The following is an 18,798-nucleotide window of genomic DNA, read 5'->3' as shown; positions in this document are numbered from 1 at the left end:
ACTCTTGTTACTTTTTTCTGTATTTCGCCGCATTTAGACCCGGCATCGGCGTTCAATCGCACGCCTTAACGCGCAGGATGCAAATGCGGTGCGACGCAGCGAAAAAAGCGTGATCGCCGTCGGTGAGACGAAGACATTTCGGCGCAAACTGGCGAGGTATTGAGCAAACGAACCGCTAAGCGCTTATTCTGCGGGTAAAAAAGGGTATACTGCCCCGGCAGCTTCGGTTGCCGCCCACAGCGTCCCCGTAGTTAAACGGATATAACAAGCCCCTCCTAAGGGCTAGTTACTGGTTCGATTCCAGTCGGGGACACCATTTCTGTCTTACCCTTCAATTTCCGGTTCCAGTCATCATCGTTCTGCCCCCCACCCTGCATTACAGCTTGAATGTCACTTGAAAAATTCACCAAGCATCATATTAACGAAAGAGACAGGATAATTATCTATATCTTTACGGCTAGAAGTCACAAGCCAAGAAAATAAAAAACCACCACCGGGTCATAGAATAAATAATCAAATCAACCACCATCAGTAACGATTACATGTAAATTTCAATTTCAGACCCACCATAGAAAATCCACAAACCCCATTTCACGAGAAAATAACATCGACCAGGCACCATGACATTCATGATAAACAACCGCCAGCCAACTTTTTATCTAAAAAATGAGCGCATGAATAAAACTGGGTTTATCACTCACATCATTAAATGTTAATATCGGCATATTGCGTGCACGGAGAAATAGCATGTTCCCCAGTAAAAAGCATTCACAGCGGGCCACCCCGCTGACCAGCTATCAATTTTCCCGGCTGCACACCTTCGAATGCGTCGCCCGTCATTTATCCTTTGCACTGGCGGCAGAAGAATTGTCGATCACCCCCAGCGCTGTAAGCCATCGCATTAATTTGCTCGAGAAGGAGTTGGGCTTTCTGTTATTCCAGCGTTTTCATCGCAGAATTACCCTGACGCCGGAAGGTGAGCGCATGCAATGGGCGTTGGACAGCTCCTTCACTACCTTGAATCAAGAAATTCTGGATATCAAAAACCGCGAGCTGACCGGTACCCTGACCCTCTACTCGCACCCATCCCTGGTGCAATGCCTGCTGCTGCCACGCATCGGCGACTTTATCACCCAACACCCAACCATTCACCTGAACATTCTGACCGGGCAAGAAATCATCAACCTGGCCAACCGCGGCGTGGATCTGGCGATGTACTTCGGCAAACTGCCCTCAGGGCGGCATCTGGACGAAGCCTTTATGCAGGAATCGATGGTGCCGATCTGCACCCCACAGTACGCCGCAGCGCATAATTTGTACGATGCACCGGAAAGTCTGGCCCACTGTACGCTGCTGCACGATCGCTACAATTCCGGTGAAGATGAATGGCAAACCTGGTCGCAACACTTTGCGCTGGGGCTGGATACCGACAGCAAAAGCATGGAGTTCGACCGCTCCGATCTGGCAGTGCTGGCCGCCACCCGGCACCTTGGCGTCGCCATGGGGCGGCTCAATCTGGTGCAGGACTGGATCAAAAGCGGCGAGCTGATCATTCCTTTCACCAATATGACCGTGCCTTGCGAACATTGCTATTTTACCTCGACCATCTCCGAGCGGCAGTGGCCGAAGATCCTCGCGTTTAAGCAGTGGATCATGAAAATTCCCCCTCTGGTCTGACGGCCAGAGGGTCATTGCCATATATTGGAGGAATAAGAGAAATGCAGCGCACAGGCATAGCGTCGACCAGCCTTTGAGTAAGAGATAGACTTTCGGTTTTCATCCCAAGACAGCCGAGTATTATTGGCAAAGTGATAAACCTCCAGCCGTCTCCCGTTAGCCAACCTCGACCAGCCTCGGCTTTTTATCACGGTGAAGTCACCGTTATCACTGAGCGTAATCAACGGCACGCCCCAGGCATAGCGAGACATTTGCATCTGAATAATAAATTGGCTTTCACAGCTTATTTGGTAATTCTGTACATCAACATCCATAATTTATATTATCACCCACCCCTATCAAAAAAGAGACGCGTAATTCACCGCTGGTGGGTTTGACGGCATCGTTTTAAACCAGCCGTCCATTTATTCTTTATAAACCACAATTTCTTGATAAAGTTTAATAACCTCACCATCGCTGTCGACAGAGTCGGTATATTCCGTTTGCTGCGCCAAATGAATCACCTTCCATCCTTTGCGCGCTAATTCAGGGATCGTCAGGTGCCCCACACCGCGGCAGGTGAACAGGGTATCGTCAGACAGCCTGAGTTTACTAACCTCTGCATATTCATAAGCTTGAGAATGACAAACGTGCGACTCCGCCGCCATCGCCGGCAATGAAAACAGCCCCACTAACAACACTGACAGATTTCTCATGGCGACCTCCCAATCGCTTACTCATGCCGACCATTCACGCAGACAAGGGCTGACGTGAATACGGTAGCGGCAGGCTGAAATTAATTATCTCTTGCACGGCAGAAATTACAGGCAGGGGCCGGTCACTGACAAATGAAAAATATAGACCTTGGCGTTAAATGAATTCATCCGAATCGAGAGACAGGAACAGCGCCCCTTTGCACCGCACGGAACGGTCAAAAACCGGCCAATAATTAGCAAGAAAAGTAATTCTTTATGCCACCGTTTATGCTACAAATGCCGCCCGCCGCTAAAACACCAAAAAAAACCGTCAAAATGCGCAAAAACGCAGCGTTCTGCGCAAAACATCGGCATGGCGGCGCTGATGGGGGCGGTCATACATAAAACAGGGATAACACATGGCAATGAAATTGCGCGTATTGACTCAGGCGGTGGCGCTGGGTCTGGCGATCGGCAGCGCGTCGTTCGCCGCTCAGGCGGAAATCACCCTGCTGAAGCAGGATCCACAGGCCGGCGATCCGCTCAGCCGCCTGAACTTCACCGTTGGCGGCAGCATCCGTCCACAGTTCAACAACATGACGGGCGACGGTGACAAAGGCTCCTACAAACGCAACGGCTTCGACGGCGGCACCCGCTTCCGTTTCGCGGCGGACTACTACCTGTTCGACGATATCAGCTGGATCAGCTACTACGAGCTGGGCGTGAACATTCCGGCGCTGTTCGACTGGGATCATCACTATGCCGACGGCGCGAGAAACACCAGCCGCCGCATGCTGTATACCGGCCTGAAAAGCAACACCTGGGGACAGCTGACCTTCGGCCAGCAGAACAGCGTTTACTATGACGTGGTTGGCGCCAAGACCGACATCTGGGACTACGACATGCTGGCCCAGGCACCGGGCAACGGCATCAACGGCGACTACGACGGTTCTTACCGTTCACGCAAAATGCTGAAGTACAAGAACCGCTTCGGCGATGCAGACGTTTACGCTTCATACCTGTTCAGCGACAACGACTACCTGCCGGGCAACGGCCTGCGCTATCAGCGCAAGGGCGGCGGCTCGCTGGGCGTGGATTACCACATTACGCCGGATCTGACCTGGGGCACCGCCTGGAACTACACGCGTGCCGAAATGCGTAACCCGTCCACCAGCGGCGGCAAGAGCTACGATCAGAACATCGTCGGCACCGCCATCAGTTGGAAACCGGACAACTGGACCCTGACCTTCGGCGGCGGTTACTACCATGACTTCCTGACCACCAAGAAAGCCGACGTCAACAATTACTTCGCCGGCGATGCCTGGGGTATCGAATATCTGGCCGGTTATACCGTGCCGGTTGGGCAGTACGCGGTGAAATCGGTGATGCCGTACTTTATGGGCGACCGCCTGGAATACGTGACCGGCCGCAACTATCAGCGCATCGACAACGGCCTCGGGGTCACCGTACAGTTTGACTACGGCTTCCGCGTTGACGTGGAGCACGTGCTGACATCGAGCACCGACAACCTCGGCGATATGACCGTAGTGCGTCTGCGTTACGATTTCTGATTGCTCAGAACGTAAAAAAGGCCGCGCAAGCGGCCTTTTTCGTTTATCGGCACAGCGTCAGAAACCGCCGCGCGCCGAGCGCCCTACCGCTTCGCCCAGCTGCCACACCGCCATCGCGTAGTGGGTGCTGTGGTTATAGCGGGTGATGACATAGAAGTTCGGCAGGCCGTACCAATACTGGTAGCCGGTGCCGATATCCAGCCGCAGCAGGCTGGCTTCCTGGTTATCGCCAAGCGAGTTCTGCGGGCTCAGACCGGCCCCCGCCAACGTGGCGACCGAGTAGCGGGTCTTGAAACCGTTTTCCAGCCCCGGCGCCTGGCCGTTGGCCTGAATGGCGACCGGTTCGCCTTTGGACCAGCCGTGCGCCTTGAAGTAATTGGCCACGCTGCCGATGGCGTCAACCGGGTCCCACAGGTTGATGTGGCCATCACCGTTGAAGTCGACCGCATAGCTCTTGAAGGAAGAAGGCATGAACTGACCATAGCCCATCGCGCCGGCGAAGGAGCCGCGCAGTTCGAGCGGATCGTCGCCTTCGGTGCGCGACATCAGCAGGAAGGTTTCCAGCTCGCCGGCGAAGTAATCGGCGCGGCGTGGGTAGTCGAAGGCCAGCGTCGCCAGCGCATCGATAATGCGGGTTTTACCCATTACGCGGCCCCAGCGGGTCTCCACGCCGATAATCCCCACGATGATCTCCGGCGGCACGCCGTACACCTGCCAGGCGCGCTGCAGCGCATCCTGATATTGATTCCAGAACACCACGCCGTTTTGCACGTTATCCGGCGTGATGAACTTATTGCGATAGCGCAGCCAGGAGCCGTTCGGCCCGCTCGGCCCTTGGGTGGACGGCGTTGGCGCCTGCCGCTCCATCAGCCGCAGCACCGAATCCAATCGTCTGGCCTGCGCCAGCACGTCGTGCAACTGCTGCCGATCAAAACCGTGTTCCTGCACCATCTTATCGATAAAGCGCGCGGTATTCGGGTTATTGGCAAAATCCCCACCCAACGGCGCGCCGCTGTGTGCCGGGCTCAGCAAAAAGCCGCCCTTTACCGGCGTGCTCTGAGGCGTAGCGGTAGTACTGGGTTTCGGCGTGCTGCTACAGGCAGCAAGCAGGGTAATCAGCGGTAAAAGCGCAACCAGGTGACGCATCGGATATCCATATAGCCATGCAAGAGATAAGTGGGAGTTATGTTAATGCATTGTTCGGCGCGAACAAACAGGATTATGCCGCCAATGACCGCCTCAGGTGGCCAAACGTGCCAAATTGTGAGGTTTACACGGCAAGCGAAAGCCCGATGCGGCAATGCGGAATCTCAACCGCGACTAAATGAGAAAAATTATCACCTTGACGCCCACTTTTACCCCGATAAAATGCCCGGCTGCTTGCCATCAGGCCACAGCCAGACGGCCATTCATTGCAATTATCGCTACAACGGACTGTTATGGAATCTCTCGGACAACTCGCCAGGGCGCTCTACCGCGGGCGCGTCTCGCGCAAAACCTTTATTGTCTCACTGGCGATCTTCGCCATCGGCATCGCGCTGCTGTCGTTTCTGTCGACCTATCTGGACAAGAACCATTTTCGCGCCCACGCGCACAGTGACACCGAAGCATTCGTCTCGGTGCTGCTGTACCTGTTGTGCATTATGGTCTGGGCGCTGTTCTGTTTCGGCCTGGTGACGTGGTTCATGGCCAAAACCGCGTTCCGGCTCAACGATATCGGCCTGCCCGGTTGGGCGTTAGCCGTGGCTTGCTATGTTTGCTCGGTGCTCAACAACTACTCCCCCGGCCCGGTGGCGCGCTGGCTGCCGCTGTTCAGCCTGGCAGGCATGATATGCGCCCTACTGCTGCCGCCCGACTTGCTGCGCCGCAAGCCGGGTGAGCGGGCCGATTGATCGCCGCCTCCGTCCCCACGGCACTGGCTATCTCTCGGCCATGTCGTCACAATAGCGCCTCATTCAGGTTTCAATCAGGGATCGCCATGTTCAGCCACTACCCCGCCCATTACGCCTTCGATCGCGACAGCGACGCCTGGCAGATCGGTTTTCACGACTTCCCCGAGTGGCAAGCCGCCTGCTATAAACGCGAAGACGTTGAACTGGAGGCGCAGGAAAACCTGCTGGCCGCCATCGCCGCCGCCATAGATGAAGGGCAGCCCCTGCCCGCCCCTTCCCCCCTGCAAACCGGTGAACTGGCGGTCCACCTGCCGGTGCTGGTGGCGCTGAAGATAGAATTGCATAACACGATGCTGCGTAAAAATACCGGCAAAGCAGAGCTGGCGCGCAAGCTGGGGTTCAACGGCGGGCAAATGGAACGGTTGCTGGATATCGGCTATGCCTCGAAGGTTGAAGCGCTGGAGCAGGCGCTGTATCTGTTAGGCTACGAAGTGCGCGTAACGATAAGTGAAGTTTGTCAATAAGTTAGCAATAAGTTAGCGAAATATTATCCAATAGGGCTAAATTTTCCCCATTTGGCGCCGATATGATCGTTACCTAATCACTTGTCGCAACAACGAAGGCTAAAAATGGAGTGGAGTCGCCGTCATATCTGGGCCGTCATTCTGCTGTCTTGTCTCGTTTTTTGGGTCATTTTGGCGACCGGCATCCACGCCGTCGCCTGACCGTCTGCCACAACATTGCAACCGCCCTATTTTAAAGCCCGCAACAGCGGGCTACTTCATGCCGCCCGCCAATAAAAAGCGTTATAAAACAGTGCACCGCGTTTAAAAAACAGCCGAAAATTGTGATCAAAAACACAGTATTGAAATCAGACCAGTATTGAGAGTACATTAGCGCCGATCCTGTCGCGGTTCGGATTTTACCTCACGGAGCATGAGGCGCGACAACCGGACAACCCGCGCTCGAGGACGTTGTTCTTTCGCTTGGAAGAACCCGCCCGAAAAGCAGGTTGCCCATAAAACACTCAGCACAACAATCGGGATCATTGCTGGCGAGGACTCCAGACAGGAGTTGTTCAGTGAAGTATTTTTTGATGGGCGTTTCATTCATGCTGGTTGCTTGGGTTGGCACCTTCATGTTGATGGTTGCCTGACGGCAGCCTGACCAGGAACACAGCCAAAGGGACGCGCACGCGTCCCTTTGTCGTTTCCGCCGCTCGCTCATTTGCCCGGCATCATGCGGCGCAGGGTATCGTCCTTGCGCAGGTAGTGGTGATACAGCGCGGCCAACGCATGCGCACCAATGACAAAGTAGCCGATGTTAGCCAGCGTCTCATGGACCGTTTTGACCAACTTGCGCATCACCGGATCCGGCGTCACCCACTGTGGCACCGGCCAGCCCAGCAAAGACCACGATTTCCCGCCGTAAGCCAGGGTCAACATCCCCAGCAGCGGCAACATCAGAAAGACCACATACAGCAGCCAGTGAAAGATCTTGGCGCCCACTTCTTGCCATTCGGCCAGCGGTGGCGTCGTCGGCGGTACGGCATAAAAAGAACGCGCCGCCAGCCGAATAAGCATCAGGACAAAGACCGATACGCCAAAGTTAAAATGCAGGTTTTTAACTATCGGTACCAGATCGTCCGGCACCGAGTCCTTCAGCCACATCGCCGCGTAGGTGAGGATCACCATCAGCAGCGTCAGCCAATGTAAAACGATTTGCGATCGCGCGTAGCGGTTGCTCATACACTCTATCCAAAAAATAAAAATCAGCGTAGTTGAGCATAATGGGGAAATGATGAAGAAAACCTTGGGACAGAAAAAATAAGGCCGGGCGAACGCCCGGCCTGACAGGGTTATTTGGCGCCGCCTTTGGCCGGTTTCAACAGCCCGTCAGCACGGAACATCGCCTTGATGCCGCGCACCGCCTGGCGAATGCGATCCTGATTCTCGATCAGTGCGAAACGCACGTGGGTATCGCCGTAGTCGCCGAAGCCGATACCCGGCGAGACGCAAACCTTGGCTTCCGCCAACAGGCGTTTGGCGAACTCCAGCGAGCCGAGATGGGCATAAGGCTCGGGAATTTTCGCCCACACGTACATCGATGCCTTCGGATTTTCCACCATCCAGCCGGCCTCATGCAGCCCCTTCACCAGCACATTGCGGCGCTGCCGATACTGCTCGGCGATATCGCGCACGCACTGCTGATCGCCCTCCAGCGCGGCGATGGCCGCCACCTGCAGCGGCGTAAAGGTGCCGTAATCGTGATAACTCTTGATGCGCGCCAGTGCGCTGACCAGCTCGGGGTTACCAACCATAAAGCCGATGCGCCAGCCGGCCATGTTATAGCTCTTCGACAGGGTGAAGAACTCCACCGCAATGTCTTTCGCCCCCGGCACCTGCATGATCGACGGCGCTTTCCAGCCGTCATAGACGATGTCGGCATAGGCCAGGTCGTGGATCACCAGCACGTTATACTGTTTGGCCAGCGCCACCACCCGCTCGAAGAAATCCAACTCCACGCACTGTGCGGTCGGGTTGGACGGGAAGCCGAGGATCATCATTTTCGGGCGTGGAATGGTTTCCCGAATGGCGCGCTCCAGCTCACCGAAGAAATCCACGCCGTCCACCAGCGGCACCGAACGCACCTGAGCGCCGGCGATCACCGCACCGTAAATGTGGATCGGATAACTGGGGTTAGGCACCAGCACGGTATCGCCGTGATCGAGGGTCGCCAACATCAGGTGCGCCAGGCCCTCTTTCGAACCGATGGTGACGATGGCTTCGCTTTCCGGATCGATATCCACCTGATAACGATCGGCATACCAGCGCGAAATGGCGCGGCGCAGGCGCGGAATGCCGCGTGAGGTGGAGTAACCGTGGGTGTCGTCGCGCTGGGCGACGGCGCACAGTTTTTCCACGATGTGCGGCGGCGTCGGGCCGTCGGGGTTACCCATGCTGAAGTCGATAATATCCTCGCCGCGACGGCGGGCGGCCATCTTCAGTTCGGCGGTGATGTTGAATACGTAAGGGGGAAGACGTTCAATGCGCGTGAAACGGCGCTGTGGACTGTTATCAGCCATAGGGGATTCCTCGATAAACGTTAGCGCCCGGACCGTCCGAGCGACGCAGGCCAGCGAACTGACCGAACACCGAACATAGCGCAGCGCCGACGAGCTTGTCGATACCCGGCGCGATATTTTTATTCGCCGCCCTGAAACTCCGCCGCCAACAGCCCGAACAGCCAGTCGTCGCGCCACTGCCCCGCCAGACGGTAGTTGTCGCGCAGCGTACCTTCCAGCTGAAAGCCGCAGGACTCCAGCAGGCCGCGCGAGGCGAGGTTGCCCGCGGTCACGGTGGCGGTCAGCTTGTGAAAGCCGCAGCCGTTCACCGCAAAATCCAGCACCGCCCGCAGCGACTCCTTGCCATAACCCTTGCCCTGCCCGGAAGGCAAACTCCCGTATCCCACCTCCGCCTGCCGATACGGCAACCACCGAGGGCGAAAGCCGGTAATGCCCACCGCTTCCCCGCTGTGTTTCTCATGCATCACCAGGCATAGCCACTGCTCGCCGTGTTTGTCCCAGGCCGGCAGCCGCGTTTCGAAACGCTCTCGGATCTCCGCTTCGCTGAGCGGATCGGCGATATAGCGGATCACATCAGGATCCTGATACAGGCGCAGAAACAGCGGCCAGTCGTCGGCGGTTATCGACTGCAAGTTCAGACGTTCAGTGACCAGCTTCATAAAATCTCCGAAAAACGAAAAAGATGAACTTACGAATGAAAGATATCTCTTTATTTTCCCCGATTGGTTGCCGATAATCATTCACGTTAAAACCACAAAACCATAACGTCTTGCCCGATTCCCTACAACTGCCGGCCGCGCTAACCACGCGGCACGAGGAGAACACCATGGCCTCTTTAATCATCGACGATATTCCGCAGGCGATCGTTAACGTCAAACGCCGGCTGCGCCAGGCGTTGCCCAACTACCGCGAGGTGTTCCTGGCGCTAGAGGAGAACATCCGCGGTCAGGTCGAGCAGATCCGCCGCGAACTGGCCGCCGGCCACAACCCGGTGCCGCAGATCGACGCGGAAGATATCCTGCAGCAGCGCGTCAGCGAGCAACAGAAAGCACTGATCAAACAGCGCGGCGCCTGCGCCATTCGCGGCGTGTTTCCCCGTGCCAAAGCCGAGGGCTGGAACCGGGAAATCGGCGACTACCTCGATCGCAACAACTTCGTCGAGCGGTTGAAAAATGCCGCCGAAGACAACTATTTCGGCAAGCTGGCCGCCGGCAAACCGCAGATTTACGGCATCTATTGGTCGAAACCGCAGGTCGAAGCGCGGCAGGATGCACGCATGCATGCGGTGCAGGTGTTCCTCAACGGCCTGTGGGCCACCGAGAGTAACGGCAAACAGCATTTCGATCCGACCCGCGTCGCCACCTACGCCGATCGCACCCGCCGCCGCCCGCCAAACTCTTCGTCGCTGGGCCTGTCGCCGCACGTCGATAGCGGCACCATCGAGCGCTGGCTGGACGAAAACTTCCGCTATGTGTATCGCCACGTGTTCTCCGGCGACTGGCAGCAGTACGATCCCTTCGCCGCCGACGGCCGCACCGAGGTGCGTGAGATAGCCTCCCCGGCGGTCTGCTCGATGTTCCGCACCTTCCAGGGCTGGACGGCATTGACGCCGCAGCGCACCAACGCCGGCACGCTGAACCTGGTGCCGATCGCCAACGCGATGGCCTATGTGCTGCTGCGCGCGCTGCAGGACGACGTCGCCGACGACGACCTGTGCGATGCGGCGCCGGGCCGCGCGCTGTCGATCTCGGAAAAATGGCATCCCCTTTTATTGAGTGGGATTTCCCCTATTCCCGATCTGGAGCCGGGCGACACGGTCTTTTGGCACTGCGACGTGATCCACGCGGTGGAGAACGAGCATCACGGCGAGTTCGACAGCAACGTGATGTACATCGCCGCCGCGCCGGGCTGCGAGAAAAACGACGCCTATCTGCAGCGCCAGCTGCCGAGCTTTATCAATGGCAGAACGCCGCCGGACTTCGCCCCCGACGACTTCGAGGTGGATTTCGACGGCCGCGCCACCGCCGACCTGCTGACGCCGCTGGGCAAAGCGCAGCTCGGCATGGGCTGATCCCCCGCCCGTGGCGCCCGCCACGGGCCGCTCTCGCTGTGGTATACTGCCGCCATCCGTAGGCCGCAGCGAGAACCCGTCGTGCACCCTTTTTTTGAAATGCTGTTGGCGGTGTTTGATCGCGCCGCGCTGATGTTGATCTGTCTGTTTTTCCTGACCCGCACCCGGCTGTTCCGCCAACTGCTGCAAAAAGAAGACCATACGCCGCTCGAGCTCGGCATCGTCACGGCGATCTTCTCGCTGTTCGCGCTGTTCAGCACCTACTCCGGCATCAACGTCGAAGGATCGCTGGTCAACGTGCGCGTCATCGCCATCATGGCCGGCGGCATCCTGTTCGGCCCCTGGGTAGGGATCGTCACCGGCATCGTCGCCGGGGTGCACCGTTATCTGATCGATATCGGCGGCATCACCTCGGTGCCCTGCCTGATCACCAGCATCATCGCCGGCATCAGCGCCGGTTACATCAACCTCAAGGTGAAAAAAGAGCAGCGCTGGCGCGCCGGCATCGTCGGCGGCATGCTGTGTGAATCCCTTACCATGCTGCTGATCGTGCTGTGGGCCAAGCCGACCGAGCTCGGGTTGGACATCGTGTCGCAGATCGCGCTGCCGATGATCCTCGGCACGGTGTGCATCGGCCTGATCGTGCTGCTGGTGCAGAGCGTCGAGGATGAAAAAGAGGTGATCGCCGCGCGCCAGGCCAAGCTGGCGCTGGATATTGCCCACAAGACGCTGCCCTATTTCCGCAACATCAACAGTGAATCGCTGGCCACCATCTGCGATATCATCCGCCAGGACATCCGTGCCGACGCCGTGGCGATCACCGATACCCATCAGGTGCTGGCCTACGTCGGCGTGGGGCGCGAAGCCTACCCGATCGGCCGCGAAGGGTTGAGCCGCGTCACCCGCGAAAGCATTCGCCACGGCAAAATCATCATCAAGAACAACCTGGAAAACCCGGCGGCGCCGCAGATCCATTCGCAGCTGGTGGTGCCGCTGTGGGAAAAAGGCGAAGTGACCGGGGCACTGAAAATCTACTACTGTCACGCCCACCAGATCACCAACACGCTGAAGGTGATGGCGGTCGGGCTGTCGCAGATCATCTCCACGCAGATGGAGGTTTCCCGCATTGAGCACCTGCGCCAAATGGCGGACAAAGCCGAAATGCGCGCGCTGCAGAGCAAGATTAATCCGCACTTCCTGTTCAACGCGCTGAACGCCATCTCTTCCTCTATCCGCCTGAATCCGGATACCGCGCGCCAACTGATCATCAACCTGTCGCGCTACCTGCGCTACAACCTGGAGCTGAACGACGAACTGATCGATATCCGCAAAGAACTGCATCAGATTCAGGACTATATCGCCATCGAACAGGCGCGCTTCGGCGCCAAGCTGACGGTGATTTACGACATCGACGACGACGTCTCGGTGCGCATTCCCAGCCTGCTGATCCAGCCGCTGGTGGAGAACGCCATCGTGCACGGCATCCAGCCCTGCAAGGGTAAAGGGGTGGTGGTGATCGCGGTGAAAGATCAGGGCGATCGGGTGAAAATTTCGGTGAAGGATACTGGCCACGGCATCAATCAGGAAACCATCGACCGGGTGGCGCGCAACGAGATGCCGGGCCACAATATTGGCCTGCTCAACGTGCACCACCGCGTGTCGCTGCTGTACGGTGAAGGGCTGCATATCCGCCGCCTGGAGCCGGGTACCGAAATCGCGTTCTACATCAGCAAAAACGGCGGCAAGCTGCACCAAGAGCCGAGCGCGCCGCCGGTCGGGGAGGCCTCATGAAAGCCATCATCGTGGAAGACGAATTCCTGGCACAGGAAGAACTCAGCTATCTGATCAAGAAACACAGCAATATCGATATCGTCGCCACCTTCGAGGACGGCCTCGACGTCTTGAAATACCTGCAAACCCACCAGGTCGACGCCATTTTCCTCGACATCAACATCCCGTCGCTGGATGGCGTGCTGCTGGCGCAAAACATCAGCAAGTTCGCCCATCGCCCGTCGATCGTGTTCATCACCGCCTATAAAGAGCACGCGGTGGAAGCATTCGAGATCGAGGCGTTCGACTATATCCTCAAGCCCTACCACGAGGCGCGCATCGTCACCATGCTGCAAAAGTTGGAGGCACTGCATAATCGCCCCGCCGGCGCGGCGGAGCCGACCAGCGCGCCGAGCCGCGGCAGCCATAGCATCAACCTGATCAAAGACGAGCGGATCATCGTTACCGACATCAACGACATCTACTACGCCGCCGCCGATGAAAAGGTGACGCGGGTCTATACCCGCCGGGAAGAGTTCGTGATGCCGATGAACATCACCGAGTTTTACGGCCGGCTGCCGGAAGCGCATTTCTTCCGCTGCCACCGCTCTTACTGCGTTAACCTGGCGAAGATCCGCGAGATCGTGCCCTGGTTCAACAACACCTACATTCTGCGGCTGAGCGACCTGGAATTTGAAGTGCCGGTCAGCCGCAGCAAGGTGAAAGAGTTCCGCAAGCTGATGCGCCTGTAAGCGCTTACCAGCGCGGGCCTGGGCGGTAATAGTAGTAACCCGGCGGCGGCGGTGGCGGCGGCATACGGTAATGCGGCCGGTCGCGCCAGTCGCGCGGCGGCGGCCCGTAGTAAATCACCCGTGGCGGCGGGCCGTAATAATACCCGCGCGGGCGTTCATACCGGTGGTGATCGGCCCACCAGCGCGGGTCGCGCCAGCGATAGCCGTCCCAATAGTGGCCACGATTGTCGCGATCGCCGATATGCAGCGACAGGCCCGGCACGTTTACGCCGATGGACACGTCGGCCTGGCTCGCCAGCGGCAGCGCCAGCAGCGCGGCCAGTAACAACAGCGTTTTTTTCATTTCACAGACTCCTGCAGAGCGGACCTTATCCGATCGCAGATAACATAGTCCCGCGCTCACCGCCGCTCTATAGGCGCAATGCCGATTTACGCCTTTCAGACGCATCCTTCACAATTTCACCACAATCGTTCACCGATGATTAACAATAAATCGTTGATATCTTTGATGTAGATCACGTGTCACTCACGGCATTTCACGCGCTTTTCGGCGCTAAAACGGCAACTCACGCCGCATAAAATGCATTTCATTCCTTCCGTCGTGCAACTCATTCCCGATCCGCCGTCCGCCGGCGGCGCCGGCCATATAATAAGCCCATACCGCGGGAACACAGATTCACCCCGCAAATTTCAGCCAGCGGCTCACGCCCGGCAACGCACACACAGGAAGGAGACCGGCCATGAACACCAAACCGGCAAATCGCAGCTTAATCGTTCTCGGCACCATCATCTGTCAGATGGGTCTGGGCACCATCTACACCTGGAGCCTGTTCAACCAGCCGCTGGTCGACAAGTTCCACTGGGGTTTGGCGGACGTCGCCACCACCTTCTCCATCACCAGCTTCTTCCTGGCCTTCGCCACGCTGTTCGCCGGCAAACTGCAAGAACGCTTCGGCATCCGCAATCTGACGCTGTGTTCCGGCATTCTGGTCGGCCTGGGTCTTATCGCCAGTGCCCACGTCAGCTCGCTCGACATGATCTACCTGCTGGCCGGCGTGGTGGTGGGCTTTGCGGTCGGCATCGCCTACATCTCTACCCTGTCCAACCTGATTAAGTGGTTCCCGGCCAACAAGGGCCTGATTTCCGGCATCTCCGTCGGCGCCTTCGGCAGCGGCAGCCTGCTGTTCAAATACGTCAACGCCGCATTGATCGCCGACGTCGGCGTTTCCGGCGCCTTCTTCTACTGGGGCGCCATCGTGATGGGCCTGATCGTCGTCGGTTCACTGCTGCTGAAAGAGCCGGTACTGGCGACCCACGCCGCACAGCCAGGCGCCAACGGTCTGGGCAACGACTTCAGCGTGCGCCAGATGCTGGCCACCAAAGAAGCTTACCTGCTGTTCACCATCTTCTTCGCGGCCTGCATGAGCGGTCTGTACCTGATCGGCATCGTGAAAGACATGGGCGTTCAGCTGGCCGGGATGGATTTGGCCACCGCCGCCAACACCGTGTCCGCCGTCGCCATCTTCAACACCGCCGGCCGCATCATCCTGGGCACGCTGTCCGATAAAGTGGGCCGCATGCGCGTCATCAGCTTCACCATGTTGGTTACCGTGCTGGCGATTGTCGCGCTGAGCTGCCTGACCCTGAACCACACGCTGTTCTTCATCTGCGTCGGCGCGGTGGCCTTCTGCTTCGGCGGTAACATCACCGTATTCCCGGCGATTGTCGGCGACTTCTTCGGCCTGAAAAACCACAGCAAGAACTACGGCATCATCTACCAGGGCTTCGGTCTGGGTGCGCTGGCCGGTTCGTTCGTCGCCAAATACTTCGGCGGCTTCCACGCCACCTTCATGGTGATTGGCGTCCTGTCCGCCGCTTCTCTGCTGATTACGCTGTTCATCAAAGCGCCGAAGGCGGTGGAAGCGGAAACGGAAGACGCCGCACAGACGGCGGAGCTGGCCAAAGCCTGATCCCCCGCAAAAACGACAAGGGGCGCAACCCACGGGTTGCGCCCCTTTTTTTATTGCCTTACCGCAGCGCTTACAGATGCATGCCCAGCGTCTGGCGCAGATGCGCGCCGGCACCCAACAGGCCCGGCTGGCCGTGAGCGATCATAAACACCGGGATATCGCGCACATAATCGCGGAAGCGCCCTTTGTCTTCGAAGGCGGCGCGGAAACCCGAAGCCTTGAAGAATTCCATAAAGCGCGGCACGATGCCGCCGGCGATGTACACGCCGCCAAAGGTGCCCAGATTCAGCGCCAGGTTGCCGCCGAAGCGCCCCATGATCACGCAAAACAGCGACAGCGCGCGGCGGCAGTCGATGCAGCTGTCGGCCAGTGCCCGCTCGGTAATATCCTTCGGCTCCAATTTCTCCGGCAGGCGGTTGTCCGCCTTGACGATAGCGCGATACAGGTTGACCAGGCCCGGCCCGGACAGCACGCGCTCGGCGGAAACGTGCCCCACTTCAGCACGCAACACCGCCAGGATGCTGTCTTCTTCTTCGCTGTTCGGCGCGAAATCGACATGGCCGCCCTCGCCCGGCAGGCTAACCCAGCGGCGATCGACGTGCACCAGGTGGGCGACGCCCAACCCGGTGCCGGCGCCGTACACCGCGATCGGTTTGCCCGGCTGCGCATCGCCACCGCCAAACTGCAGCACGTCGTCCGGCGAGAGCATCGGGATCGCCATCGATACGGCGGTAAAATCGTTGATCACTTCCAGGTGGCTCAGCCCCAGGCTGGCCTTCATCGCTTTGATCGAGAACGCCCAGCTGTGGTTGGTCATCGCCACCCAGTCTTCAGTCACCGGGCAAGCGATCGCAATGCAGGCGTCCTGCACCTGGATATCGCACTCTTTCAGATACTGGCGGATCACCGCCTCCAAGCTGTCGAACTCCAGGCCGGAATAGGTTTTCGCCTGGGTAATCTCACCCGTCGCAACAGTGCACAGCGCCAGGCGGGCATTAGTGCCGCCAACATCACCTACGAGGGCATAGGTCATTGATTTCGTCTCCGCAAAATGAAAAATAAAAAGCTGCCCACACTGTAAAATCCTGCTGCAAAAACAACAATCACCCGCCTCGGATCTGCGCCCCAATAGCGATCCGGATCACAAAAAACGTTTCAGCTTGCCCGCGACGCCGCGCTTTGAAACAAATTGCGGCAAAAAACGCCCCCCGGCGACTGTTAACCGTCATCGACGCCGGGCAATATCAATGCGTGCCTGCGCGCCGATAGTCTGGCAAGCTGTGGCCACTGCCCAACCACCCGCTCTCCCTGCCCTGCATGGAGGCATCGACAAGGGATTATCCATGCTGCATCCGCGCGCCAATGCCATGTTGGCCTTTGCTTTGCCTGCGCTGATTATCGGTTCCGCTTCCAGTCTGGTGCTGCTGTTGGTGATGAAAGTCGCCGCCGTGCTGCAGCAATGGCTGTGGGTGACGCTGCCCGATACGCTGAGCCTGGACGCCCAGTCGCCCTGGTGGCCGATCGGTATTCTGACGCTGACCGGCGTGGCGGTCGGCCTGATTGTGCGCTATATGCCGGGCCACGCCGGGCCGGATCCGGCGACGGAATCGCTGATCGGCATGCCGCTGCCGCTCTCCGCCCTGCCGGGTTTGGGGCTGGCGCTGATCGTCGGCCTGGCCGGCGGCGTCAGCCTGGGGCCGGAAAACCCGATCACCGCCATCAATATCGCCCTGGTGGCAGCCGCCGGTGCACGCCTGCTGCCGAAGGTGCCGCGCATGGACTGGATCATACTGGCGGCCGCGGGCACCATCGGCGCGATGTTCGGCACCCCGGTCGCCGCCGCGCTGATCTTCTCGCAAACCCTGGCGGGCAATAACGAAACGCCGCTGTGGGATCGGCTGTTCGCCCCGTTGGTGGCCGCCGCCGCCGGTGCAGTCACCACCCAAATGTTCTTCGTGCCCAACTTCGCCCTGCAACTCGACGCCTACGACGTGACGCGGCTGCCGGACATCTTCAGCGGCGCCATCGTGGCGCTGATCGCCATTGCGCTCGGTATGGTCGCGCTGTGGTGCTTCCCGCACGTTCACCGCCTGTTCCATTCAATGAAGAACCCGGTACTGATGCTGGGGCTGGGCGGCTTTGTACTGGGCCTGTTGGCGCTGTTCGGCGGGGAGATTACCCTGTTCAAAGGGCTGGATGAGATGAAGCGCCTGGCGCAAGACGACGGCTATTCGGTGCCGGCGCTGTTGACCATTACCCTGACCAAACTGGCGGCGCTGGTGATCGCCGCCGCCTGCGGTTTTCGCGGCGGGCGTATCTTCCCGGCGGTGTTCGTCGGCGTGGCGCTGGGGCTGATGCTGCATCAGCACGTTCCGGCGGTACCCGCGGCGATCACCGTCTCCTGCGCCATCATGGGACTGGTGCTGGTGGTCACGCGCGACGGCTGGCTCAGCCTGTTTATGGCGGTGGCAGTGGTGCCGGATCTGCACCTATTACCGGTATTGTGCATCGTGATGCTGCCCGCCTGGCTGGCACTGGCGGGCAAACCACTGATGCTGGTGAACCACCGGCGGCCACCGCACGACGATTAGGCCAGCGCGAATGCCGCAGCGGCACGGGCGTGGATCGCGGTGGTGTCGAACACCGGCACCGACGCATCGCGCTCGCTCACCAGCAATCCGATTTCGGTGCAGCCGAAAATGATCCCCTGCACTCCCTGCTGCTCCAGATCGCTGATGATACGGCGATACTCGTCGCGCGAGGCGTCGCGAATCTTACCGAGGCACAGTTCGTCATAGATAATCCGGTGCACGATGTCACGATCGGCGCTGACCGGCGTCACCACTTCGATGCCGTGCATTTCCTGCAGGCGGCCACGATAGAAGGTCTGCTCCATGGTAAAGCGCGTGCCCAACAGCCCAACACGGCGGATATTTTTTTCCCTCACCTGCAGCGCCGTGGCGTCGGCGATGTGGATCAGCGGCAGGCCGCTGGCCTGCTCGACCGCCTCCGCCACCTTGTGCATAGTGTTGGTGCAGATCACGATAGCTTCGGCGCCGGCTGCGCGTAAAGCCACCGCGGCGGCCGCCAGCACCCGGCCGGCGCCATCCCAATCACCCTGGTGCTGCAACCGCTCAATCTCTTGAAAATCAACGCTATAGAGCACGATTTTGGCCGAATGCAGCCCACCGAGGCGCGCCTTTACCTGCTCGTTGATGGTGCGGTAATAAGGAATGGTGGATTCCCAGCTCATGCCGCCCAGCAAGCCCAACACTTTCATTTTTACTTCCTCAGCATTCTCCGACGATCCTCTGACCTTACCTGAGAATCGCCGGG

General features: G+C 58.6%; 18 protein-coding genes and 1 tRNA gene. 11 read left to right on the top strand and 8 right to left on the bottom strand.

What is annotated here, in order from left to right:
- Window positions 1-241: 241 nt before the first annotated feature.
- Together BHU62_RS13675 and dsdC are read left to right on the top strand one after the other, a co-directional pair.
- A tRNA-Arg gene (locus tag BHU62_RS13675) sits at window positions 242-316 on the top strand.
- A 431-nt stretch (window positions 317-747) separates the two neighbouring features.
- A complete protein-coding gene (dsdC, locus tag BHU62_RS13670; protein WP_073532498.1) occupies window positions 748-1,677 on the top strand; it encodes a DNA-binding transcriptional regulator DsdC in 930 nt (309 codons plus the stop codon).
- Window positions 1,678-2,081: 404 nt separating this feature from the next.
- Here the strand turns inward: dsdC and BHU62_RS13660 are convergent, their stop codons facing one another.
- Complete coding sequence (locus tag BHU62_RS13660) at window positions 2,082-2,372, bottom strand: hypothetical protein (RefSeq protein ID WP_073532496.1); 291 nt, start codon at window positions 2,370-2,372, stop codon at window positions 2,082-2,084.
- Window positions 2,373-2,770: 398 nt separating this feature from the next.
- Between BHU62_RS13660 and BHU62_RS13655 the strand changes: the two genes are divergently transcribed.
- On the top strand, window positions 2,771-3,922 hold the full coding sequence (locus BHU62_RS13655; protein ID WP_073532495.1) for a porin: 1,152 nt from the start codon (window positions 2,771-2,773) through the stop codon (window positions 3,920-3,922).
- Window positions 3,923-3,979: 57 nt separating this feature from the next.
- On the opposite strand, the gene mltB is transcribed toward BHU62_RS13655, so the two are convergent.
- Window positions 3,980-5,068: a lytic murein transglycosylase B gene (mltB, locus tag BHU62_RS13650; RefSeq protein WP_073532494.1), complete on the bottom strand. Its 1,089-nt coding sequence runs from the start codon at window positions 5,066-5,068 to the stop codon at window positions 3,980-3,982.
- Window positions 5,069-5,361: 293 nt separating this feature from the next.
- On the opposite strand from mltB, the gene BHU62_RS13645 reads away from it, so the two are divergent.
- The 3 genes from BHU62_RS13645 to ypdK all read left to right on the top strand — a co-directional run bounded on the left by BHU62_RS13645 (window position 5,362) and on the right by ypdK (window position 6,970).
- Window positions 5,362-5,814, top strand: a complete 453-nt coding sequence (locus BHU62_RS13645; protein ID WP_073532493.1) for a DUF805 domain-containing protein — start codon at window positions 5,362-5,364, stop codon at window positions 5,812-5,814.
- 86 nt (window positions 5,815-5,900) lie between these two features.
- Window positions 5,901-6,338: a hypothetical protein gene (locus tag BHU62_RS13640; protein WP_073532492.1), complete on the top strand. Its 438-nt coding sequence runs from the start codon at window positions 5,901-5,903 to the stop codon at window positions 6,336-6,338.
- A gap of 557 nt (window positions 6,339-6,895) precedes the next feature.
- Entirely contained in the window at window positions 6,896-6,970 is a 75-nt protein-coding gene (gene ypdK, locus BHU62_RS24980) for a membrane protein YpdK (RefSeq protein ID WP_099782600.1), read from the top strand.
- Between the two features lie 67 nt (window positions 6,971-7,037).
- Here ypdK and BHU62_RS13635 read toward each other — a convergent pair whose 3' ends face one another.
- The 3 genes from BHU62_RS13635 to BHU62_RS13625 all read right to left on the bottom strand — a co-directional run bounded on the left by BHU62_RS13635 (window position 7,038) and on the right by BHU62_RS13625 (window position 9,558).
- Window positions 7,038-7,562 carry a cytochrome b gene (locus BHU62_RS13635; protein ID WP_073532491.1) on the bottom strand — a complete coding sequence of 175 codons (525 nt, stop codon included), beginning with the start codon at window positions 7,560-7,562 and terminating at the stop codon, window positions 7,038-7,040.
- Window positions 7,563-7,672: 110 nt separating this feature from the next.
- On the bottom strand, window positions 7,673-8,899 hold the full coding sequence (alaC, locus tag BHU62_RS13630; RefSeq protein ID WP_073532490.1) for an alanine transaminase: 1,227 nt from the start codon (window positions 8,897-8,899) through the stop codon (window positions 7,673-7,675).
- Window positions 8,900-9,018: 119 nt separating this feature from the next.
- Window positions 9,019-9,558 carry a GNAT family N-acetyltransferase gene (locus tag BHU62_RS13625; RefSeq protein WP_073532489.1) on the bottom strand — a complete coding sequence of 180 codons (540 nt, stop codon included), beginning with the start codon at window positions 9,556-9,558 and terminating at the stop codon, window positions 9,019-9,021.
- Between the two features lie 167 nt (window positions 9,559-9,725).
- Here BHU62_RS13625 and BHU62_RS13620 point away from each other — a divergent pair, with 167 nt between their 5' ends.
- The 3 genes from BHU62_RS13620 (at window position 9,726) to BHU62_RS13610 (ending at window position 13,492) form a co-directional block, all read left to right on the top strand.
- Window positions 9,726-10,970 (top strand): DUF1479 domain-containing protein, encoded by a 1,245-nt coding sequence (locus tag BHU62_RS13620; RefSeq protein ID WP_073532488.1) that lies wholly within the window; start codon window positions 9,726-9,728, stop codon window positions 10,968-10,970.
- Window positions 10,971-11,069: 99 nt separating this feature from the next.
- On the top strand, window positions 11,070-12,761 hold the full coding sequence (locus tag BHU62_RS13615; RefSeq protein ID WP_049273355.1) for a sensor histidine kinase: 1,692 nt from the start codon (window positions 11,070-11,072) through the stop codon (window positions 12,759-12,761).
- A complete protein-coding gene (locus BHU62_RS13610; RefSeq protein ID WP_073532487.1) occupies window positions 12,758-13,492 on the top strand; it encodes a LytR/AlgR family response regulator transcription factor in 735 nt (244 codons plus the stop codon). Before BHU62_RS13615 ends, BHU62_RS13610 begins: the two co-directional genes overlap by 4 nt.
- Before the next feature lie 4 nt (window positions 13,493-13,496).
- On the opposite strand, the gene BHU62_RS13605 is transcribed toward BHU62_RS13610, so the two are convergent.
- Window positions 13,497-13,835, bottom strand: a complete 339-nt coding sequence (locus BHU62_RS13605; RefSeq protein WP_073532486.1) for a DUF2502 domain-containing protein — start codon at window positions 13,833-13,835, stop codon at window positions 13,497-13,499.
- 397 nt (window positions 13,836-14,232) lie between these two features.
- Here BHU62_RS13605 and BHU62_RS13600 point away from each other — a divergent pair, with 397 nt between their 5' ends.
- Window positions 14,233-15,462: an OFA family MFS transporter gene (locus tag BHU62_RS13600; protein WP_073532485.1), complete on the top strand. Its 1,230-nt coding sequence runs from the start codon at window positions 14,233-14,235 to the stop codon at window positions 15,460-15,462.
- 70 nt (window positions 15,463-15,532) lie between these two features.
- Here BHU62_RS13600 and glk read toward each other — a convergent pair whose 3' ends face one another.
- Window positions 15,533-16,495: a glucokinase gene (gene glk, locus BHU62_RS13595; protein WP_073532484.1), complete on the bottom strand. Its 963-nt coding sequence runs from the start codon at window positions 16,493-16,495 to the stop codon at window positions 15,533-15,535.
- A gap of 310 nt (window positions 16,496-16,805) precedes the next feature.
- On the opposite strand from glk, the gene BHU62_RS13590 reads away from it, so the two are divergent.
- On the top strand, window positions 16,806-18,053 hold the full coding sequence (locus BHU62_RS13590; protein ID WP_073532483.1) for an ion channel protein: 1,248 nt from the start codon (window positions 16,806-16,808) through the stop codon (window positions 18,051-18,053).
- On the opposite strand, the gene BHU62_RS13585 is transcribed toward BHU62_RS13590, so the two are convergent.
- A complete protein-coding gene (locus BHU62_RS13585) occupies window positions 18,050-18,742 on the bottom strand; it encodes an aspartate/glutamate racemase family protein (protein ID WP_073532482.1) in 693 nt (230 codons plus the stop codon). The two genes, BHU62_RS13590 and BHU62_RS13585, sit on opposite strands and share 4 nt — an antisense overlap.
- Window positions 18,743-18,798 lie beyond the last annotated feature (56 nt).

Origin of the sequence: Serratia marcescens, assembly GCF_001902635.1 — a bacterium.
Classification (GTDB): domain Bacteria; phylum Pseudomonadota; class Gammaproteobacteria; order Enterobacterales; family Enterobacteriaceae; genus Serratia; species Serratia marcescens_F.
Note: the sequence above shows the minus strand (reverse complement) of the source record. Positions and strands in the feature narration are given on the sequence as shown.